The 18,650-nt window shown below is 61.5% G+C and carries 18 protein-coding genes, 1 tRNA gene and 1 pseudogene; 15 read left to right on the top strand and 5 right to left on the bottom strand.

Features of this window, described 5'->3' with window-relative positions:
* Positions 1 to 16 precede the first annotated feature (16 nt).
* The 3 genes from RPMA_RS18305 (at position 17) to RPMA_RS18295 (ending at position 1,743) form a co-directional block, all read left to right on the top strand.
* Positions 17 to 949: a hypothetical protein gene (locus RPMA_RS18305; protein ID WP_249225279.1), complete on the top strand. Its 933-nt coding sequence runs from the start codon at positions 17 to 19 to the stop codon at positions 947 to 949.
* Between the two features lie 76 nt (positions 950 to 1,025).
* Positions 1,026 to 1,298: a hypothetical protein gene (locus RPMA_RS18300; protein ID WP_211909114.1), complete on the top strand. Its 273-nt coding sequence runs from the start codon at positions 1,026 to 1,028 to the stop codon at positions 1,296 to 1,298.
* A gap of 175 nt (positions 1,299 to 1,473) precedes the next feature.
* Positions 1,474 to 1,743 carry a hypothetical protein gene (locus RPMA_RS18295; RefSeq protein ID WP_249225278.1) on the top strand — a complete coding sequence of 90 codons (270 nt, stop codon included), beginning with the start codon at positions 1,474 to 1,476 and terminating at the stop codon, positions 1,741 to 1,743.
* Here RPMA_RS18295 and RPMA_RS18290 read toward each other — a convergent pair.
* Entirely contained in the window at positions 1,740 to 2,165 is a 426-nt protein-coding gene (locus RPMA_RS18290) for a hypothetical protein (protein ID WP_211909112.1), read from the bottom strand. The genes RPMA_RS18295 and RPMA_RS18290 overlap by 4 nt on opposite strands.
* A 226-nt stretch (positions 2,166 to 2,391) precedes the next feature.
* Between RPMA_RS18290 and RPMA_RS18285 the strand changes: the two genes are divergently transcribed.
* The 5 genes and pseudogenes from RPMA_RS18285 to RPMA_RS18265 all read left to right on the top strand — a co-directional run bounded on the left by RPMA_RS18285 (position 2,392) and on the right by RPMA_RS18265 (position 6,939).
* Positions 2,392 to 3,399, top strand: coding sequence for an ABC transporter substrate-binding protein (locus RPMA_RS18285; protein ID WP_211909111.1), 1,008 nt, complete (start codon positions 2,392 to 2,394; stop codon positions 3,397 to 3,399).
* A gap of 41 nt (positions 3,400 to 3,440) precedes the next feature.
* Positions 3,441 to 4,256: an ABC transporter permease gene (locus RPMA_RS18280; RefSeq protein WP_211909110.1), complete on the top strand. Its 816-nt coding sequence runs from the start codon at positions 3,441 to 3,443 to the stop codon at positions 4,254 to 4,256.
* A 4-nt stretch (positions 4,257 to 4,260) separates the two neighbouring features.
* A pseudogene (locus RPMA_RS18275) lies at positions 4,261 to 5,045 on the top strand (ABC transporter permease).
* A complete protein-coding gene (locus RPMA_RS18270; RefSeq protein ID WP_211909109.1) occupies positions 5,042 to 6,103 on the top strand; it encodes an ABC transporter ATP-binding protein in 1,062 nt (353 codons plus the stop codon). Before RPMA_RS18275 ends, RPMA_RS18270 begins: the two are co-directional and overlap by 4 nt.
* Positions 6,103 to 6,939, top strand: coding sequence for a phosphodiesterase (locus RPMA_RS18265; protein WP_408056449.1), 837 nt, complete (start codon positions 6,103 to 6,105; stop codon positions 6,937 to 6,939). Before RPMA_RS18270 ends, RPMA_RS18265 begins: the two co-directional genes overlap by 1 nt.
* Positions 6,940 to 7,054: 115 nt before the next feature.
* Here the strand turns inward: RPMA_RS18265 and RPMA_RS18260 are convergent, their stop codons facing one another.
* Positions 7,055 to 8,524 (bottom strand): GH1 family beta-glucosidase, encoded by a 1,470-nt coding sequence (locus tag RPMA_RS18260; protein ID WP_249225277.1) that lies wholly within the window; start codon positions 8,522 to 8,524, stop codon positions 7,055 to 7,057.
* A 159-nt stretch (positions 8,525 to 8,683) separates the two neighbouring features.
* Here RPMA_RS18260 and RPMA_RS18255 point away from each other — a divergent pair, with 159 nt between their 5' ends.
* Positions 8,684 to 9,505, top strand: coding sequence for an aspartate dehydrogenase (locus RPMA_RS18255; RefSeq protein ID WP_211909107.1), 822 nt, complete (start codon positions 8,684 to 8,686; stop codon positions 9,503 to 9,505).
* A 159-nt stretch (positions 9,506 to 9,664) separates the two neighbouring features.
* Here RPMA_RS18255 and RPMA_RS18250 read toward each other — a convergent pair whose 3' ends face one another.
* The 3 genes from RPMA_RS18250 to RPMA_RS18240 all read right to left on the bottom strand — a co-directional run bounded on the left by RPMA_RS18250 (position 9,665) and on the right by RPMA_RS18240 (position 12,275).
* Entirely contained in the window at positions 9,665 to 10,300 is a 636-nt protein-coding gene (locus RPMA_RS18250) for a peptidoglycan recognition protein family protein (RefSeq protein ID WP_249225276.1), read from the bottom strand.
* Between the two features lie 208 nt (positions 10,301 to 10,508).
* On the bottom strand, positions 10,509 to 11,321 hold the full coding sequence (locus RPMA_RS18245; RefSeq protein ID WP_211909106.1) for a MetQ/NlpA family ABC transporter substrate-binding protein: 813 nt from the start codon (positions 11,319 to 11,321) through the stop codon (positions 10,509 to 10,511).
* A gap of 27 nt (positions 11,322 to 11,348) precedes the next feature.
* Positions 11,349 to 12,275 carry an aliphatic sulfonate ABC transporter substrate-binding protein gene (locus RPMA_RS18240; RefSeq protein WP_211913726.1) on the bottom strand — a complete coding sequence of 309 codons (927 nt, stop codon included), beginning with the start codon at positions 12,273 to 12,275 and terminating at the stop codon, positions 11,349 to 11,351.
* Positions 12,276 to 12,684: 409 nt separating this feature from the next.
* Between RPMA_RS18240 and RPMA_RS18235 the strand changes: the two genes are divergently transcribed.
* The 6 genes from RPMA_RS18235 to RPMA_RS18210 all read left to right on the top strand — a co-directional run bounded on the left by RPMA_RS18235 (position 12,685) and on the right by RPMA_RS18210 (position 18,607).
* Positions 12,685 to 13,644, top strand: coding sequence for an aliphatic sulfonate ABC transporter substrate-binding protein (locus RPMA_RS18235; protein WP_211909105.1), 960 nt, complete (start codon positions 12,685 to 12,687; stop codon positions 13,642 to 13,644).
* 209 nt (positions 13,645 to 13,853) lie between these two features.
* Positions 13,854 to 14,975 carry a methionine ABC transporter ATP-binding protein gene (locus RPMA_RS18230; protein ID WP_211909104.1) on the top strand — a complete coding sequence of 374 codons (1,122 nt, stop codon included), beginning with the start codon at positions 13,854 to 13,856 and terminating at the stop codon, positions 14,973 to 14,975.
* Positions 14,965 to 15,630, top strand: coding sequence for a methionine ABC transporter permease (locus RPMA_RS18225; protein ID WP_211909103.1), 666 nt, complete (start codon positions 14,965 to 14,967; stop codon positions 15,628 to 15,630). The genes RPMA_RS18230 and RPMA_RS18225 overlap by 11 nt, the downstream gene beginning before the upstream one ends.
* 53 nt (positions 15,631 to 15,683) lie before the next feature.
* Positions 15,684 to 16,478: a MetQ/NlpA family ABC transporter substrate-binding protein gene (locus tag RPMA_RS18220; RefSeq protein WP_211909102.1), complete on the top strand. Its 795-nt coding sequence runs from the start codon at positions 15,684 to 15,686 to the stop codon at positions 16,476 to 16,478.
* Between the two features lie 953 nt (positions 16,479 to 17,431).
* A tRNA-Gly gene (locus tag RPMA_RS18215) sits at positions 17,432 to 17,505 on the top strand.
* A gap of 283 nt (positions 17,506 to 17,788) precedes the next feature.
* A complete protein-coding gene (locus RPMA_RS18210) occupies positions 17,789 to 18,607 on the top strand; it encodes a hypothetical protein (RefSeq protein WP_211909101.1) in 819 nt (272 codons plus the stop codon).
* The last annotated feature ends 43 nt before the right edge of the window (positions 18,608 to 18,650 follow it).

Raw genomic sequence — 18,650 nt, 5'->3', positions numbered from 1 at the left:
GGTGTTCGATATGAACATGGCTGCAGCAGCAATCGCGAGCGGGGTCGGCGGGCTATTTTTTGCTGCCGCATCAGTGTTTTACTATCAGCCATCCTTCATCAAGCCCGAAAAGGTGATGGACGCGGTCCTGACGACCAATCAGTCGAAGGCGCGCGCGGCGGTCACGCGTCTCCTCATCAATCCATCCTCGGCAGAATTCGACGGACTGCGGTCAGTTGAAGCAGATGGTGCGAAATATGTCTGTGGCAGTGTCAGGGCCAGGGACCGTACAGGTGCCGATGTCGGCCACCGCGCCTTCGTTTATACGGTGTCGATCGATTTCGCGCGGATCGATGACGATGGCAGCATCGCTCAGCGGCACGATGCGTATCGCGCTTGTCCGGTGTCCATCGACGAAGAACGGACGGCTCAGAAGAAGATGACGATCTCGCCGTCCGCTCTTCAGGCGGTGAAGACCATCCAGAAAGCGCTTCCAGCCGCGGATACGGCAACGCTGTCGGGCCTTACCGGCGGATCGTCCGGTGTCCCTGCGGGCGCAGGCGGCACGATGCAGCAGCAATTGCAGAACTTCACGGGCCAGCCTTCGGCGGGATCCACGGGGCAGCAAGATAGTGGTTCGTTCAAAGCCGCAGCAGCAAAGGCCGCGGATGACGAAGCTTCGTGGCGCGCAGACAAGCCTCCTGCGGCGTGGCCGATCTTCCCGTCGGATCATCCGTTGTCCAGGCGGTCCGAAAGTCGCACGGCGGGCGAAGCGCTAGCGCTTGCCAGGGACGTAGAGGAGCGTTGGGCGCGGAACAAGTCCACAGCAACGGCTGGGCGCCCGTCGGTCGAAGATATTCGCGCTGCCGAGCGGGCCTTGCTTGCCATCGATCCCAAAAGCCCAGATTTCGCACGGGCCTGGGCTGCCTTTGTCCGGTTGCGGACATTGGAACGCGAAGCCGCGAGCTGAATTGGCGCACACCAAGTGTGTCCCGGAACAGGACGTATCGATCTGAGTTATTTTATATCAGAGAAGGATCGTCCCTATGAAAAAGCTAGTTGCTATGGCTGCCGTGGCCGTGATGGCCACGAGTTTTACTGTGACGGCGGCATCCGCCAAGAAGCTCCAGCGCGGTTATAAAACTCACCATCATCACCCCTACGGTGCTCAGAACTATTATCGCGGCTCGTATGGCTCGACCCGCGGACCCGCCATCTTCCGAGGCAATGCGGCGATGAGCGGCAATCACGGCAACTCTGCCTATGGCTCGAATTCCCTTGGACATATCCAGGGCGGCAATATCGGCGGTGGGAAGTAAGCTCAAAGCCGGCGCAAGCCGGCTTTTTTGCAGATCGCGACAAATGCAAGTGGTCCGTTAAGAGATCACAGATGTATTGGGTGGTAGTTGCGCGCATCGCAACTTGCAGTTCAGGTTCGCTATGCTTCCCGATGGTCAGTATTCCGCATGGTTTCGCATTCCCGAGCGAGAAGGGATGGGTGTCATCACCCTTGACGGCGGCAGGCTGACGGGAAGCGACGCCAGCATTTCCTATCGTGGATCCTACATCCAGGAAGGAGATGCTTTCACGGCCGACATCCAGACCTCGCGACACGCCGACGGGCCGCCGAGTATTTTTGGAATTGATGAACTCGACATCCAGGTTGTCGGGACGTCAAAGGCGCGAACTGCCTCCTGCCGAGGAACGGTCAAGCAGCGGCCTAATATTCCGTTCGAAGTCGTTCTGGTGCGAATTAGCAGCTAGTTGCCGTCTTCCGCGATCTGGTATTGGTCGCGAAACAGCAGCACCATGTTTTGTACTCGCGCCCGCCATGCGGCAGCGTCGATCGAACCTGCCGCAGGAGTAATGCGCAGCAGCGCGTTCCACGGTCGTGCGCCATAGATCGTGATTTCCAATCCGTCGCGCGGGCATCCATCAACAGCCTTTAGCCCGCGTAGCATCGTATCCGCGAGTTCGGCGCGGCTCAGGATACGCGTGCTCTCGATCGCCAGTTCCGGCTCAAGCGATACCGGGGCTTTGTCCTCTGGGACGACGGGATCGAGCCCCTCGCGCGCACCGTCATCGGTTGACTGAGCGGCTTTTGCGGCTGCCCCCGATTCCGGCCTCTTGATCAGGCGTTCGACCAGGCCGAGCAGCCCTCGATCGCGTTCTGGTGTGTTGTTCACGCTCGATTCCAGTCAAAGTGCAGGCGCCATCATCACTCAAAGCACGAGATTGTCGATAGGCGAGGGCTGCCGGTATTTCCGTAAATGCCGCCAAGCGGAGTATAAAAGCGCTGCGGGTTGGCTTTGTCGCAAAAGTTTCACGGGCGGCCTATAGTGGGGCGGCACGCATTTCCCCTCAAATCTCGACGCGCCGGCCGTAAGCCGCGCCTGGATGGAGCCGATCGCCGTGAAACCCTCCCGCTTGCTGTTCGCCATCTCCGCCCTGGCGCTCACCGCCATTGCGCAGCCAGCCCGCGCTGCCGACGTGATCTGCTACAACTGCCCGCCGGAATGGGCCGATTGGGCCTCGATGATCAAGGCTGTCAAAGCCGACCTCGCCATCGACATGCCGCATGACAACAAGAATTCCGGCCAGGCGCTGGCGCAGATCCTGGCGGAGAAGGCCAATCCGGTCGGCGATATCGGCTATTTCGGCGTCACCTTCGGCATGAAGGCCAAGGCGCAGGATGCGCTCGAGCCCTACAAGCCCGCAGGTTTCGATCAGGTCGATGCCGGCCTGAAGGATGCAGACGGCTACTGGACCACGATCCATTCCGGCACGCTCGGCTTCTTCGTCAACAAGGATGCGCTCGGCGGCAAGCCGGTGCCGAAATGCTGGAAGGACCTGACCAAGCCCGACTACAAGGGCATGGTCGGCTATCTCGATCCCACCTCGGCTGCCGTCGGCTATGTCGGCGCCGTTGCTGCCAATCTCGCGCTCGGCGGTTCGGACCAGGACTTCGGCCCGGCCATCGCCTTCTTCAAGGATCTGAAGAAGAACGACGCCATGGTGCCGAAGCAGACGTCCTATGCCCGAGTCGTCTCCGGCGAAATGCCGATCCTGTTCGACTACGACTTCAACGCCTATCGCGCGAAGTACTCGGAAAAGGGCAATTTCGAATTCGTCATTCCCTGCGAAGGCACTGTCGTGTTTCCGTATGTGGTCGGCCTCGTGAAGAACGCACCGCATAAGGACAAAGCCAAGAAGGTCATGGACTACCTGCTGTCCGACAAGGGGCAGGCGATCTGGACCAATGCCTATCTCCGTCCGGCCCGCAAGATCGACCTGCCGGAAGCGGTGAAGGCCAAGTTCCTGCCGGACTCGGAATATGCCCGCGCCAAGAGCGTGGACTGGGGCAAGATGGAATTGGCGCAGAAAGGTTTTAGCGACCGCTATCTCGCCGAAGTCCGTTGATGCAGAATGGTGCCCCTGACCAAGGGGCGCCACCACTTCCGATGTCACACCGCAATTTCATCTGGCTCTGCCTGTTGCCGCTGGTGGTCGTCACCGCGGCTTTCTTCGTTCTGCCGATGGCGCAGTTGCTGGCCGTCGGTGCAGGCGGCGAGCGCGGTATCAGCGCCTATGTCGCGATCCTGACCGAGCCGCGCTATCGCGCCACGCTGATCAACACGGTGGTGCTGGCTGCGGCGACGACGATCGCCACGCTGGTGATCGCGACGATTGCCGGCCTGTTCCTGCAGCGCCATCGCTTTCCCGGCCGCACCGTGCTGATCGCGATGCTGACCTTTCCGCTGGCATTTCCCGGCGTGGTCATCGGCTTCCTCATCATCCTGCTGGCCGGCCGCCAGGGCGTCATCGGTTCGATCACGCTGGCGCTGTCGGGCGAAAAGGTCGTGTTCGCCTATTCCATCTTCGGCCTGTTTCTCGGCTATCTCTATTTCTCGATCCCGCGCGTGATCCTCACCATCATGGCGGCGGTGCAGAAGCTCGACCGCGGACTCGAAGAGGCTGCGCGCTCGCTCGGTGCCTCGCCGTGGGAGGTGCAGCGCGATGTTGTGCTGCCGGCGCTGGTGCCGGCCTTTGTCGCTTCCGGCGCGATCGCCTTTGCGACGGCCATGGGCGCGTTCGGTACGGCCTTTACGCTCGCCACCAATATCGATGTGCTGCCGATGCTGATCTATACCGAGTTCACGCTCGCCGCGAACTTTGCAATTTCGGCAGCGCTCTCCATCGGCCTCGGCGTCATCGCCTGGGCGATCCTTGCGCTGGCGCGCTCAATGACCGGCGTCACTGTCGCCGCGGCGGGGTGAGCGCATGCGCGATCGCCTGATCTTTGCCGCACAACTCGGCTTTACGTTGCTGGTCGCGGCATTCCTTGTCGTGCCTGTGATGCTCTCCATCTCCGCCGGTGTCACTGTCAATTATTTCCGCGGCATCCAGTCCGGCGTCACGCTGCAATGGGTCCAGCAGGTCTGGGCCTTTATGCCGGCGAGATCGGTCTCTCGTTCCTGATCGCCTTCGCGACGCTCGCGGTGACGCTGGTCGTTGGCGTACCCTCGGCCTATGCGCTGCATGTGCGGGGCGGGCGCCTCTCTCGCGTGATCGAGGAAATCATCACGCTGCCGCTGGCGATCCCCGGCCTCGCCATCGCGCTGGCGCTGCTGTTGACCTATGGCGGCGTCGGCAGTTTCCGGCAGTCGTGGCTGTTCATCCTTGCCGGCCATGTGGTCTTCACCATGCCCTTCATGGTGCGCTCGGTGATGGCCGTGTTCGCTTCGGTGGATATCAAGACGCTGGACGAGGGCGCCGCCTCGCTCGGCGCCTCGCCCTGGACGCGTTTTCGCAATGTCATCGTGCCCAATGCGATGCCGGGCATTCTCGCTGGATCGCTGATGGTGATCACGCTGTCGCTTGGTGAATTCAATCTGACCTGGATGCTGCACACGCCGCTCACCAAGACGTTGCCTGTTGGCCTCGCCGACAGCTACGCGTCGATGCGGCTGGAAGTCGCTTCCGCCTATACGCTGATCTTCTTCATCATGATCGTGCCCTTGCTGGTGGCGATGCAGATGTTTGCCGACAAGAGCCAGAACAAATGAACGCCATCGCTTCGCACGGCGCCGCCGTGCATGTCGTCAATTGCGGCAAGACCTTTCCGGACGGCACGCAGGCGCTGTCACCGGCTTCGCTCGATATCGTGGCCGGCGAGACGCTGGTGCTGCTCGGCCCTTCCGGCTGTGGCAAGACAACCATGCTGCGCATCATTGCGGGGCTCGAGACACCCGATGCTGGCGGCCGCATCCTGTTCGACAACAACGACGTCACCGCAACGCCCATCGAGCAGCGCCATGTGGGCATGGTGTTCCAGTCCTATGCGCTGTTTCCCAACATGACGGTGGCCGACAACATCGGCTATGGCCTCAAGATCCGCGGCGTCGGCAAGGCCGAGCGCGCGGCGCGGGTCGCCGAGATGGTGGCGCTCACCAATATCGGTGGACTCGAAAACCGTCGCATCGACCAGCTCTCCGGCGGCCAGCGCCAGCGTGTCGCGCTTGCGCGTGCGGTGGCTGTGCGTCCGCGGGTGCTGCTGCTGGACGAGCCGCTGACGGCACTCGATGCCTCGTTGCGCGACCGGCTGCGCAGCGAGCTCAACCGGCTGCTGCGTGAGCTCGGCATCACCGCGATCTATGTGACGCATGATCAAGCCGAAGCCATGGAGCTCGGCGATCGCATCGTGGTGATGCGCAAGGGCGCCATCGCCCAGATCGGCACGCCGCGCGAGGTCTATTTCGAGCCGCAGAACCGTTTTGTCGCGGAGTTCGTCGGCGCCGCCAACATCGTCGAGGGGCCGATTGCAGGCGGGCGTCTGACATTGCCCGGCGGCTGGCTGGGGCTGAACGATGCGCCCGACAACGCCGCCGCGGTGGCGATGATCCGGCCCGAGACCATCGGCATCGTTTCCGAGGGAGACGCCTTCCTGCGCGGTATCGTCGAAAGCGTGAGCTTCATCGGCGACCGCCAGCGCGTCATCGTGACCGGTGCGGCGAACCGGTCCTTGACGGTGGACGCGCCAAACAGGATCAATGTGCAAGCAGGGGAGCGCGTCGGTCTGTCGATTGCTCCCGACGCCATCCGCGTGTTGCCGAAAGAAGACTGATGTCGAAACCGACCATCATTGCCCAGATTTCCGACCTGCACATCAAGGCGCCCGGCAAACTCGCCTATAACAAGGTCGATACTGCGAAAGCGCTTGAGCGCTGCGTCGCCGAACTGAATGCACTCGAACCGCGGCCTGATCTGGTGGTGATCTCTGGGGATCTCGTCGATACGCCGACGCCGGGCGAATACGAACATCTGTGGCGCCTGCTGGCGCCGCTCAAAATCCCGTTCATCGGCGTGCCCGGCAATCACGATGCCCGCGACATGATGCGCGCGGCTTTTCCCGATTGGGCTTACGCCCATGCATCAGGCCCGCTCGACCAAGCGCGCACGGTAGGGCCGCTGGATGTGATCCTGCTGGACTCCCACGTGCCGGGCAAACCCTATGGCACGCTGGAGACGGCGACACTTGACTGGCTTGATGCCACGCTGGGTTCGTCGAAAGAGCGGCCGGCGCTGCTATTTCTGCATCACCCCCCATTCCGCACCGGCATCACGCACATGGACGTGCAGAACCTGCACAATGCGGCCGATCTCGCCGCTATCGTTCGCAAGCATCCGCGCGTGCGCATCGTCGCGGCCGGCCATGTGCATCGCGCCACGCTGACGACTTTCGCAGGCACCGCGGCGACGATCTGCCCGGCGCCGAACCATGCGGTCGATCTCGATCTCGCGGAAATCCGCCCGCCATCATTCCGGGTGGAGCCGCCGGCGTTTCACCTGCATGTCTGGTTTCCGGACGGCGAGGGCGGTCATCTCATCACCCATCAGGTGCCGATCGGCGAGTTCGACGGCCCGCATCCGTTCTTCGGCGCGGATGGGAAGCTGCTGTGACTCTCAGCCGTCATTGCGAGCCCTGACGAATTGCGAAGCAATTCGTTTGGGCGAAGCAATCCAGAAAGCCAAGGACTGGATTGCTTCGTCGCTACGCCCCTCGCAATGACGGAGCCTACACCAGCGCATTCCCCGCGATCAGCTTCCGATAAAACTCTGCGCTGAGTTTCGGCGTGCGCTTCTGCGTGTTGAAATCGACGTGAAACAGCCCGAAGCGTTTTTCGTAGCCGTCGATCCACTCGAAATTATCCATCAGGCTCCAGTGGAAATAGCCCTGCACGGGCACGCCTTCGGAGGTCGCGCGCTGTAGCTGCCCGAGATAGGCGCGCAGATACATGATGCGATCGAGGTCGAAGATCCGGCCATCCGGCGCCGGTTTGTCGGCGGCTGATGCACCATTTTCCGTGATGAAGATCTTCTTCACGTTCCAGAGCTTTGCGACATTGCGCGGCGCCCAATACATCGCTTCCGGCCCGACGCGCAGCCAGTCGGAGTCCATGCGCGGGAACGAGGCTGGTGTCGGCACCAGCGCGAAGCCCGCGGCATCCGCGGGCGCGGCCACATAGTGCTGCGGCATGTAAATGTTGAGCCCAAGGAAATCGATGGGCGAGCCGATGATCTTCAGGTCTTCGTCGGTGAAGACGGGCGCGTTGGCGCCGGCATAGGCAAGGAAGGCGTCCGTGTAGCGTCCTTCCATGATCACGGTGAGATAGCCGCCATTCATCTCGCGCGTGGCGATCTCCGAGGCGCGGATATGCTCTGGCGTCTCGATCACCGGAATGCATGAGGCGAGATTCTCCGCCACGCCGACTTCCGTGCCGGCGTGGCCATGGGCGCGGACTGCCTGCACCGCGAGGCCATGGCCGAGCGCCACGTGATGGCGGATCTGGTTCAACTCCTTCTGCGTCGACTTGATGCCCGGCGCCATTTCGATCGGCGCGATGCCGTAGCCGAAATCGACGAAGGTCGCGCATTCATTGATGGTGAAGACGTTCTTCACGCGATCGGTGATGTGTTTGGCCACATGGCCCGCATAGTCGCCGAATGCCTTTGCTGTCTCGCGCGAGGCCCAGCCGCCGAAACGATCCTGTAGCGCCTGCGGCATGTCCCAGTGATACAGCGTCGCATAGGGCGTGATGCCATTGGCGAGCAGTTCGTCGATCAGGCGATTGTAGAAGTCGAGGCCTTTGGGATTGGGCGCACCGGTGCCATCGGGAAACACGCGCGGCCAGGCGATGGAGAAGCGATAGGCGGTGGTGCCCAATTCCTTCATCAGCGCGACGTCTTCCTTGTAGCGCTGGAAATGCTCGACGGCGCGGTCGCCATTGCTGCGGTCGCGGATCTTGTCAGGCAGGCGCGTATAGGTGTCCCAGATCGAGCGGCCGCGGCCATCGACATCCACCGCGCCCTCAATCTGATATGACGAGGTTGCCGTGCCCCAGACGAAGTCTTTTGGGAAGGCGCGCGCGTTGCCGTTTGATTGTGCAGTTGCCGACTGCTGCGCCTCGGCCGGCGAGATCGCGAGACCAGCGGCGAGGGCGCCGGCGCCTCCGACGAGATGACGGCGCGTGAAACGATGGGACACTGCAACTCCTGTATCTGCGACTGGCCGAGAGATAGCGTCAGGCCCGCCGCAATGACAGGGGGCATGAGGCCTCAGCGTGGCTGCATTGGACATTCGGCCGCGGCTGCGACAAAAAGAAACGTGAACGGCAATAACGTCGGCGTGAAGCGGGTGGCAGAGATGAGCAGGGAAACGATGTCGGTGGCGCGCGTCGCCGTGGTTGGTCTGGGCGGAATCGGCCAGAAAGTGGTCGAGGCGCTCGATCAGGGAATTGCCGGCCTCACGCTCGCGGCGATCTCCGTGCAGAACCCGGACAAGCATGCGGCCTTCCTGGCCGAGCTCGGCAAGACGCCGCCGGTATTGCCGATCGCCGACCTCGAAGCCGTTGCCGATATCGTCATCGAATGTGCGCCGGCGCCCTTGCTGCCGGAGATCGTTCGTCCCTTCGTGACCAAGGGCAAGACCGCCATCGTGCTGAGCGTCGGCGCGCTACTGTTCAATGACGATCTGGTCGCACTCGCCAAGACCCATGGCGGCCAGATCGTGGTGCCGACGGGTGCCTTGATCGGCCTCGATGCGGTGACCGCCGCGGCCGAGGGTAAAATCCACTCGGTGAAGATGGTGACGCGCAAGCCAGTGAAGGGGCTCGCGGGAGCGCCCTACATTGTCGAGAACAAGATCGACATCGACAGCATCACCGAGCCGCTGAAGATCTTTGAGGGGACCGCACGTGAAGCCGCGAAGGGGTTTCCGGCCAATCTCAATGTCGCCGTTGCGTTGTCACTGGCCGGTGTCGGACCGGACGCGACCACGTTGCAGATCTGGGCCGATCCCGCGCTGACCCGCAATGTCCATCGCGTCGAGGTGGATGCGGATTCCGCGCGGTTCTCGATGCAGATCGAGAACATTCCATCGGAGAATCCGAAGACGGGCCGCATTACCGCGCTGTCAGTGATTGCGCTCTTGCGCAAGCGCGGTGCGGCTTTGCGGGTGGGGACTTAACAACACTACGGAGCGTTCCCCTCACCCGGATCGCAAGGGCGATCCGACCTCTCCCCGGTGGGGAGAGGTAAAGGTGACGGCGCTCCGCTTCACCTCTCCCCACCGGGGAGAGGTCGCCGCGTTTTCGCGGCGGGTGAGGGGGCTCTTCTGGTCGCTAACCTACTGTCCCTTTTCCACCTGCTGCGCGGTCTCCACCCCCTGCGTCCTTGCAATCCGCGCCAGTTCACAGCCTTCGCAATAACGCCGATCCTTGTAGTCGATCCAGTTATGCGCGAAGACGCGCTCGTTCGGGATGTCGTAGCGGGCCTGCAGGACGCGGACCAACACGCGCCATGCGGCGATCTGGGCTTCGGTCGGCGGCTTGCGGACATTGGGATAGTTGCCGACGAATTCGACGCCGATCGAACTTTCATTATCGATCTGCTGATAGGTCGATGAATTGTCGATATACTTGTTGTCGTTGCGGTTGCCCTTGTTGAGATGGTTCGGCACCGCCCATTCCGGCGTCGACCAGTAGACCGTGCCATCGGTCTCGACCCAGATGGCGACGCCGCGGCGGTCCGGCTTTTCCATTTGCGCGACGGCATTGCGCCATGCCGAGCCGACCGCGCCTTCCGATTGATGCACGACGATGTAGCGCCATTCGCGGGCGAGGCGCAGCTCGGTCCAGGGCCGCAGCCAGATCATGTTGAGGCCGGGAATATCCGGCGTGCCGCGGGAACGGGCGGCGATCTCGAAGCTTGTGGGGGCGAAGTTGAAGACGTCTGGGCAGTCGCCGGGGTGGCGAACGCGCACAAGGCCAGCAATGCGACGACGATCCGACCTCTCATGCCCCTCAGCCAAAGGCGCTTCAGCGCGCCTCCGGAAAGCGTATCCGAGCGGCGCGGAGAGTCAAATGGTCGGGCCGTAGGGCGGATGAGGCGAAGCCGTCATCCGCCAGCCGAACTCTCGATGGAAACTCCGCGGCGGATGACGCTACGCTCATCCGCCCTACGGTCATCGCTTAGTTGAAGTACTCAGGTAGCGTGAAGCCGGCGTAGAACTTATCGTTGCGGATGGCGGTCTTGAACGTGTCCGACTGATAGGCGGCGACGATGTCCTTTGCCCACGGTGCTTCGGCATTGCCCGTACGAACCGCTACGACGTTGGTGTACGGCTTGGTCATCTTCTCCAGCGCAAAGGCTTCGGTCAGCTTCAGCCCGCTATAGATGGCGAAGTTGCCCTGCACAGCGGCGAAGTCGGCATCGCCGAGGGCGCGTGGCGCCTGCGCGTTTTCCAGCGGCACGATCTTGATGCCTTTCGGGTTCTTGATGACATCGAGCTCGGTCACATCCACCGGCTTGCTGTCCCTGATCTCGATCCAGCCGAGATCGCGCAGGATCCACAGCGCGCGCTGCAGGTTCACCGGGTCGTTAGGCACCACGACCGTGGCGCCGGCCTTCACATCCTCCGCCTTCTTGTGCTTCGTCGAATAAAGCCCCATTGGCGGTGTCGGAACGGTGATGATGCCGGTGAGGTCGGTCTTCTGGCGCTCGTTGTAGGAGGTCAGGAACACCGTGTGCTGCATCACATTGGCGTCGATGTCGTTCTTGAACACCGCGGTGTTGGCCTCCAGGCCGGTCGAGAATTCGTAGTATTTGACCGTGTAGCCTTTCTTCTTCAGCTCCGGCTCCACGCCCGCCTTGAAGCCGTCGATATAGGGGCCGGGCACGAAGCCGACTTTGAGTTCTGTTTTGGGCGCAGCCTGTGCGCCTGCGCTGACGATAGACGTGAGTGAGAGCGCGGCCGCAGTGAGCGCCGAGACGAGCAGTTTCATGTGATGCACTTTCGATAAAAGAGGGTGTTACTTCGGCGACCAGATGGCGACGTCGGCGGCATTGACCTTCACCGGGATCAGTTTCTCGGCGAAGAAGGCGTCGGCGATGGTCTGCTGTTCGGACAGGCCGGCTTTGGTGACGGCGCCGACCTTGTAGGAGCGATGGCTGTTGGCTTCCTCAACGGTGGCGGCGTCGATGCCCCAGAGGCCGGAGAGCAGTTTTGCGGCTTCCTTCGGCTCGGCTTTCGCCCATTTGCCGGTCTCGTCCAGCTTCTTGAAGATGACGTTCAGCACGTCGCCGCGCTTTGCGGCATAAGCGGCGGAAGCGAGGTAGTAGCGCTTGTAGCTGGCGAGACCATTGCTGCCGTCAGAAAGCACGCGGGCGTTGCTCTGGCGCTGGGCGCTGGTGAGGAACGGGTCCCACGCCACCCAGGCATCGACATTGCCGCCGACGAAAGCGATGCGGCCATCGGCAGGTGGCAGATAGGCCGGCGTGATATCCTTGAAGCTGAGGCCGGCTTTGCTCAGCGCCGACAGCAGGAGGAAGTGGCTGCCGGCGCCCTTGGTCACCGCGACCTTCTTGTCCTTGAGATCGGCGACGCTCTTGAGCGGCGACTCCGCGGGCACCACGATTGCCTGCGCCGCGGGCGATGCGGCTTCTTCCGCGACATAAGCAAGCTTGGCGCCGGCAGCCTGCGCGAAGAGCGGCACGGTGTCGGCGACATCGGCGCCGAAATCCACATTGCCGGTATTGATGGCTTCGAGCAGCGGCAAGCCGCTGGTGAATTCATGCCACGAGATTTTGACGCCGAGCGGCGCCAGTGCCTTCTCCAGTTCGCCGTTCGTTTTCAACACCGCGATCAGTGTCGAGGACTTCTGATAGCCGATGCGCACGGTGTCCGGCGTCTGCGCGCAGGCGAAGGAGGTAGACAGCATGGTCGCGAGTGCCGCCATCTGCAGCGCGCGGGTGCGGCGGCGAACATAGCGATTGAGGAAATGCGAGAGAAGGATCGGGAGCATGGTGATGCCGCTTTGCAAGTATCAAATGACGATGCGCAAAGGTGGGAGAGCAGCCGGTTCCAGTCAATGAAATGGGAAACTGTAGTTATCGGCGGTGCGATACAGGTGTTCTGCGAGACGTGCAGTGCAGAGCCGAACCTTCTCCGAACACTGCGCAGTCGCGGTTTGCGACGAAATAATTTTCTGCGCCTCCGAGATAAAAGCTGCTCCGGATGCGGCAGCGCAGATCGTAAATCTTGCCGATCGCCGTTCACCTTTGAAAGCACAATCTTCGCGATCTCGCCTAGCGTTTCGTCATCACGTCGGTGCATCGGGCGCGGACGCATACGGAGCAAGAAACCTCATGTCGAAGTCGAGACGCGCTGTCCTGGCAGTCATGGCGGCAACGCTGTTGTTGTCGCAATTCACCAGCAAGGCGCCGGCGGCGGAGCAGCCGAAGGAAATCCGCATCGGCTTCCAGAAGGCCGGTATCTTTCCTGCGGTGAAGCAGCGCGGTACGCTGGAAAAAATCTTCAAGGAAAAAGGCATCACCATCAAATGGGTTGAATTCCAGTTCGGCCCGCCGATCCTCGAAGCGATCAATACCGGCAATGTGGACTTCGGCTATGCCGGCGATACGCCGCCGATCTTTGCACAGGTCGCGCGCGCCAATCTGCTCTATGTCGCGGCCGTTCCGTCGATCGGTTACAATCAGGGCATTGTCGTTCCCGAGAATTCACCGATCAAGACGCTCGCCGATCTCAAGGGCAAGAAGATCGGATTCGGCAAAGGTTCGAGTGCGCACAACACGCTCGTCGCCACGCTGGAGAAGGCCAAGCTCGCATGGTCGGATATCACGCCGGTCTATCTCAATCCCGCCGATGCGGCGGCGGCGTTTGCGAGCGGCAATATCGATGCATGGTCGATCTGGGATCCCTATCTGTCGCTCGCCGAAAACGGCAAGGCGCGGGTGATCGCTTTCGCGAAGGATGTGCAGGAGTCGAATTCCTTCTTCCTCGCCAACAAGGAATTTACGAACGCGCATGGCGATATCGTTGCGCTGCTGAACAAGACTTTTGCAGATGAGGGCAAGTGGGCCGAGGCCAATCGGCCGGAGGTCGCGTCGAAGCTGCAGGAGGCAACCGGCGTCGATAAGGCTGCGACCACGCGCGCTGTCGAGCGCTCGAACTACACGGTCGTGCCGATCAGCGACAAGGTCATCGCGACCCAGCAGGAGACGGCGGATCGCTTTCACAAGCTCGGGCTGATCCCGAAGGCGATCAATGTCCGCGATATCGTCTGGACCTGGACGCCGGGCTCCTGATCTCTGCCAGTTCCGCCGGGAGACGATTTTCGCTGTGTGGCGACGTCTCCCGGTATGGTTTTGCTCCGCCAAGCCTCTGCACGCGCTGAATATTCCATTTTTGTGCGGTGCGGTTGAAATGTGGCGAGAAATCAGTAGTTTGCCGCCAAACGGCGCCCGCAAAACGCAGGCCGGCCCCGTGCTTCACATCTGCGCAGAAAACTCATCCAATGAACGCTCCCTTGTCCAAACCGGTCGGAGCGCCCGTGCCAATTGCAGATCAGCCAGATCTCGATCAAGGCGGGCGTGCCATCATCTCCTTCGATGGCGTCAGCAAGATCTTTCCGCCGCGGAAAGACTCCGCCGAGGTGAAGGCGGTCGATGATATCGATCTCACCGTGCCCGAAGGCGCCATTGTCGGCGTGATCGGCAAGAGTGGCGCCGGCAAGTCCACGCTCATTCGCCTGATCAACGGGCTGGAACAGCCGAGCAAGGGCAAGGTCACCGTCGATGGCCTCGATATCGGCGCGCTCGACGAGCGTGCGCTGCGCCAGGCGCGCCGCTCCATCGGCATGATCTTCCAGCACTTCAATCTTCTGTCGTCGCGCACCGCCTTCGACAATATCGCGCTGCCGCTGGAAATTGCCGGCACGCCGCGCAAGGACATCCCCGGCATCGTGACGCCGCTGCTGGACATGGTCGGCCTCGCCGACAAACGCGACCGTTATCCGGCCGAACTCTCCGGTGGCCAGAAGCAGCGCGTCGGCATTGCGCGCGCGCTGGCGACGAAGCCAAAGGTGCTGCTGTCGGACGAGGCGACCTCGGCGCTCGATCCCGAGACCACAGCTTCGATCATCGCGCTGCTCAAGCAGATCAATGCGGAGCTCAATCTCACCATTCTCTTCATTACCCATGAAATGAGCGTGGTGAAGAAGCTCGCCGATCGCGTCGCCGTGATGGAAGGCGGCCGTATCATCGAGCAGGGGACGACCTACGAGATCTTCTCCAAGCCGCAGCATGCGACAACCAAGCGTTTTGTCGGCGAAGTGACCGGCGGCAATGTGCCGGAATGGCTGCAATCAAAATTGCTGGCCGATTATGCGCCCGGCCGCCAGGCCGTCATCCGCATCGCCTTCACCGGCGCCGATGCCGATGAGCCCGTGCTGTCGCGCCTCACGCGCGCTTATGGCGTGGATTTCAACATCATGCATGGCCAGATCGAATATGTCGCCGATCATCCGTTCGGTACGCTGATCGCTTCCGTTACCGCCGAGCCGGAGCTGCAGGCGAAGCTGATCGCCGATCTCACATCGACCCGCAACACCGTGGAGCATCTCGGCTATGTCGCCTGAACTCATCAACATGATCGCGTCGTCCACGCTGGACACGCTGGTGATGGTGGCGCTGGCCGGCATCTTCGGCACGCTGGCTGGATTGCCGCTCGGCATCTTCCTCGCCACCAGCCGGGCAGGTGAGTTGTTCCCGGCGCCAAACGTCAATCGTCTGCTCGGCCTCGTGGTCAATGCCACGCGCTCGACGCCCTTCATCATTCTCGTCGTCGCCATCGTGCCGCTGACGCGCCTGATCGCTGGCACCTCCATCGGCACCAGCGCCGCCGTGGTGCCGCTGACCATCGCGGCGACGCCGTTCATTGCCCGCGTCATCGAAGGCGCGATCCGCGAAGTGGATCAGGGTCTCGTTGAAGCCGCGCGTGCCTTCGGCGCCTCGCCGCTGCAAATCGTGTGGAAGGTGCTGTTGCCCGAAGCCATGCCGGCGGTGACGCTGGCGCTGACGCTCGCCACCGTCAGCCTCATTGGTTATTCCGCCATGGTCGGCGCTGTCGGCGGCGGCGGGCTTGGCGATCTCGGCATCCGCTATGGCTATCAGCGCTTCATGCCGGAAGTGATGGCGACGGTGGTCGCCGTGCTGATCTGCCTCGTGCAGGGCGTGCAGAGCCTTGGCGATTTCATCTCGCGCCGCCTCGACAAGCGCACGCGAAAATCCTGACACCTTAGATCCGTGCAGGCGCGTCCGCGCGCTGGCTCATTCGTTTCTTCACAATGGAAAACACCATGTCACTCCGTCGTCTCCTTCTCTCCGCCGTCGCCCTTGCGGCCTTCACCTCTGCCGCCTCGGCTGAGACCATCAAGATCGGCGTCACGCCGGGCCCGCATGCGCAGGTGCTGGAAGCTGCAAAAGCCGTTGCCGCCAAGAAGGGCCTCGACATCCAGATCGTCGAATTCTCCGACTATGTGGTGCCGAATGCGGCGCTGGATGCCGGTGACCTGCAGGCCAATTCGTTCCAGCATCAGCCTTACCTCGACAACCAGGTGGCCGATCGCAAGTTCAAGCTGGTCTCGGTGGGCACCACCATCAATTTCCCGATGGGCATCTATTCGAAGAAGGTGAAGACCTGGGACGAGGTGAAGTCCGGCGCCTCGCTGGCGATCCCGAACGATCCGACCAATGGCGGCCGCGTGCTGATCCTGCTGCGCGACAAGGGCATCATCAAGCTGAAGGACGGCGTGGGCTTCAAGCCGACGCTGCTCGACATCACCGACAATCCGGAGAAGCTGAAGATCGTCGAGGTCGATGCCGCGCAGTTGCCGCGCACGCTGCCTGACGTGGATGTCGCAGGGATCAACACCAACTACGCCTCGCAGGCCGGTCTCGATCCCGTGAAGGATGCGATCCTGCGCGAGGATCCGAAGGGGCCTTATGCCAACATCATCGTGGTGCGCACCGCCGACAAGGACAAGCCCTGGGTGAAGACGCTGGTGGAGAGCTATCAGTCGCCCGAGGTGAAGGCCTTTATCGAAGAGAAGTTCAAGGGCTCGGTGCTTGCCACCTGGTAAGATCTTTCTTTTCCCTCCCCGGAGCGAAGCGACAGGGGAGGGTGGATTGAAGCGAGCGTTCAGCGAGCTTCAAGACGGGTGGGGTGCTTCCACAGGCTCTACGTCACGTGGGGCACCCCACCCCCGCCTATGGCGGGACCCTCCCCGCAAGGGGAGGGAGTCCACGCGCCGCGGCGCGTCGTTTCCATATTCAACTGTCAAACAGCCCCGCCATTTCCCGAACTCACGCGATCCCGTTCTCGCGGCGCTTGCGCGCCCGAGTTTTGCGCATTCCCTTCACCCTCTTCTGAAAAGAGGGCGCACGGAACGCCGGGTGCCCGATGCACCCATGGCCCAAGCGCTTCGATGCGGTACTCCGCATGGGAAGTGCGCCCAGGAGTCCGGAGACACAAGGCAAGTGCCCTGCGTTCCGTGCGCGATGGTGCTTCCGGTTGCTTCGTACTCTCCCGGGTGCTGATTGGTCACCCTAGGGTTGAGTTTGTTTTTCAAGCCGGTTGACCTGAAAACCCTCGACCTTGCGTGCCTCTAGGCACGGGACGGCACGACTTGGCCGGCGCTCCGAGGCATCGTCGCCAGCGCCTTGGAAAGATGACTCACGGCGCTTGTGGCAGCCGCCCTGTCGCCCTCCCGTCGCGCCTGACGCCCGAGAACGTCACCGCATCCCACCTCGCAGATCGTGACGATCGCGAACCACCCCTCTCAGTGAGGCGGGACGAGAGGGAACATAGTCAATGAGGGAATTAAGTCAAGAACAAAATAGGAACAATTTCGCGCGGTCTTCTCCCTTCCACAAGCGCGGCGTAGCCGCCCGCAGCGGGGAGGGTGGTGAGAAGCGAGCGTCCAGCGAGCTTTGAGACGGGTGGGGTGTCTCCACAAACTGTAGGCGCCCGTCTGGGGATTGCCTGATCCAGGGAGGTTGAGCCCCCGGCGCAACGTGTTACCTGACGCGGCATGCGGGTATAGCTCAATGGTAGAGCAGCAGCCTTCCAAGCTGAATACGAGGGTTCGATTCCCTCTACCCGCTCCACGTGTCCCGACCCCCATAAATCCCGACAATTCAAAGGCTTATAGACGGGTGGCCGGGTCGGTCAAGCAGACGTTTTGGCCCTGTGCACAGCGTTTTAGGGCATTTCGGGCGCAGGTCGGGCGCACTTTTCACGTAAGTATTTGATCCTGATTCCATTTTCGGGATCGCGCTTTAAGACGCTAGATTTCTAAGCTGAATACACAGCTCCGCGACGAATGTTCGCAGCACTCTCTTTCAAGTAGTGGACCGGATTGGCGTGAATCTGCGAGAGAAGTTGTGATCTATGACGACAGTCGAAGAGACGCCGCGCGTGGCACTTGAACTCCGTAGAGAGTCCGTTGCTGTGCCTGCGCATGCTGCTGCAATTCAATGTCAGGAAGTAGTCGATCTGTATTTCGGTGCGTTAGCTGTGGCGGATCTGTCGAAGCCGCCGTCACCGGCAACCACCTCCACGTCGATCAGGCACAAGATTGCTGGCATCAATATTGATGCAACGGAGCGGCGGCTTCGTCACGAAAGCTGGATACTAGCCAGAGCATTCCAAGACCTCCTCCGAGGTGTTCGGGAGTCGCTGGAGCGAGCTTATCTCTTGCTGGAGATTGCTTGGAAACCGCACCGCGTAAAATCCGGATCGACACTCGCTGAGTTTATTGCACCGTTCAAGAAGCGTGCGTCGGATTTGAAATTCCCTGACCTCCTGAAATATGTGAACGAGAGCCTCACCGAGCCACTTAACTTTTCAGATGCATACCGATCACTTCAGAATGCTAGAAACTGCCTTGAACATCGGGGCGGGATAGTGGGCGCGCGAGACGTGGACGGGTCAGGAACTATGCGTCTGATGTTCCCCTACGTGCGCATTTTCTATGAGCGTGGTGGCGAGGAAGTTGACATAGAGACGGGTATCCCTGTGAACGCTGAAGACGGAAGCGATGAAGTTACGCTGCTCATGCGAATTGCATTGAGGGAGCGCTCATTCAAGCTCAATGAGAGGCTTAAGATAACTGCGACGGACTTTAATGAAATCGCTTTTTCTGCGTTTCTGTTTGGGTCTGAGTTGATGGGAAAATTGCCAAACGGCCCAAAGGACGAGAAAGCGTAGCAAACACGCAACGGCCAGTGACAGTATTCGCGCTGCGCAGGTC

It is taken from the genome of Tardiphaga alba, from assembly GCF_018279705.1.
GTDB classification, from domain to species: Bacteria; Pseudomonadota; Alphaproteobacteria; order Rhizobiales; family Xanthobacteraceae; genus Tardiphaga; species Tardiphaga alba.
This window is presented reverse-complemented; position numbering and strand designations above follow the sequence as displayed.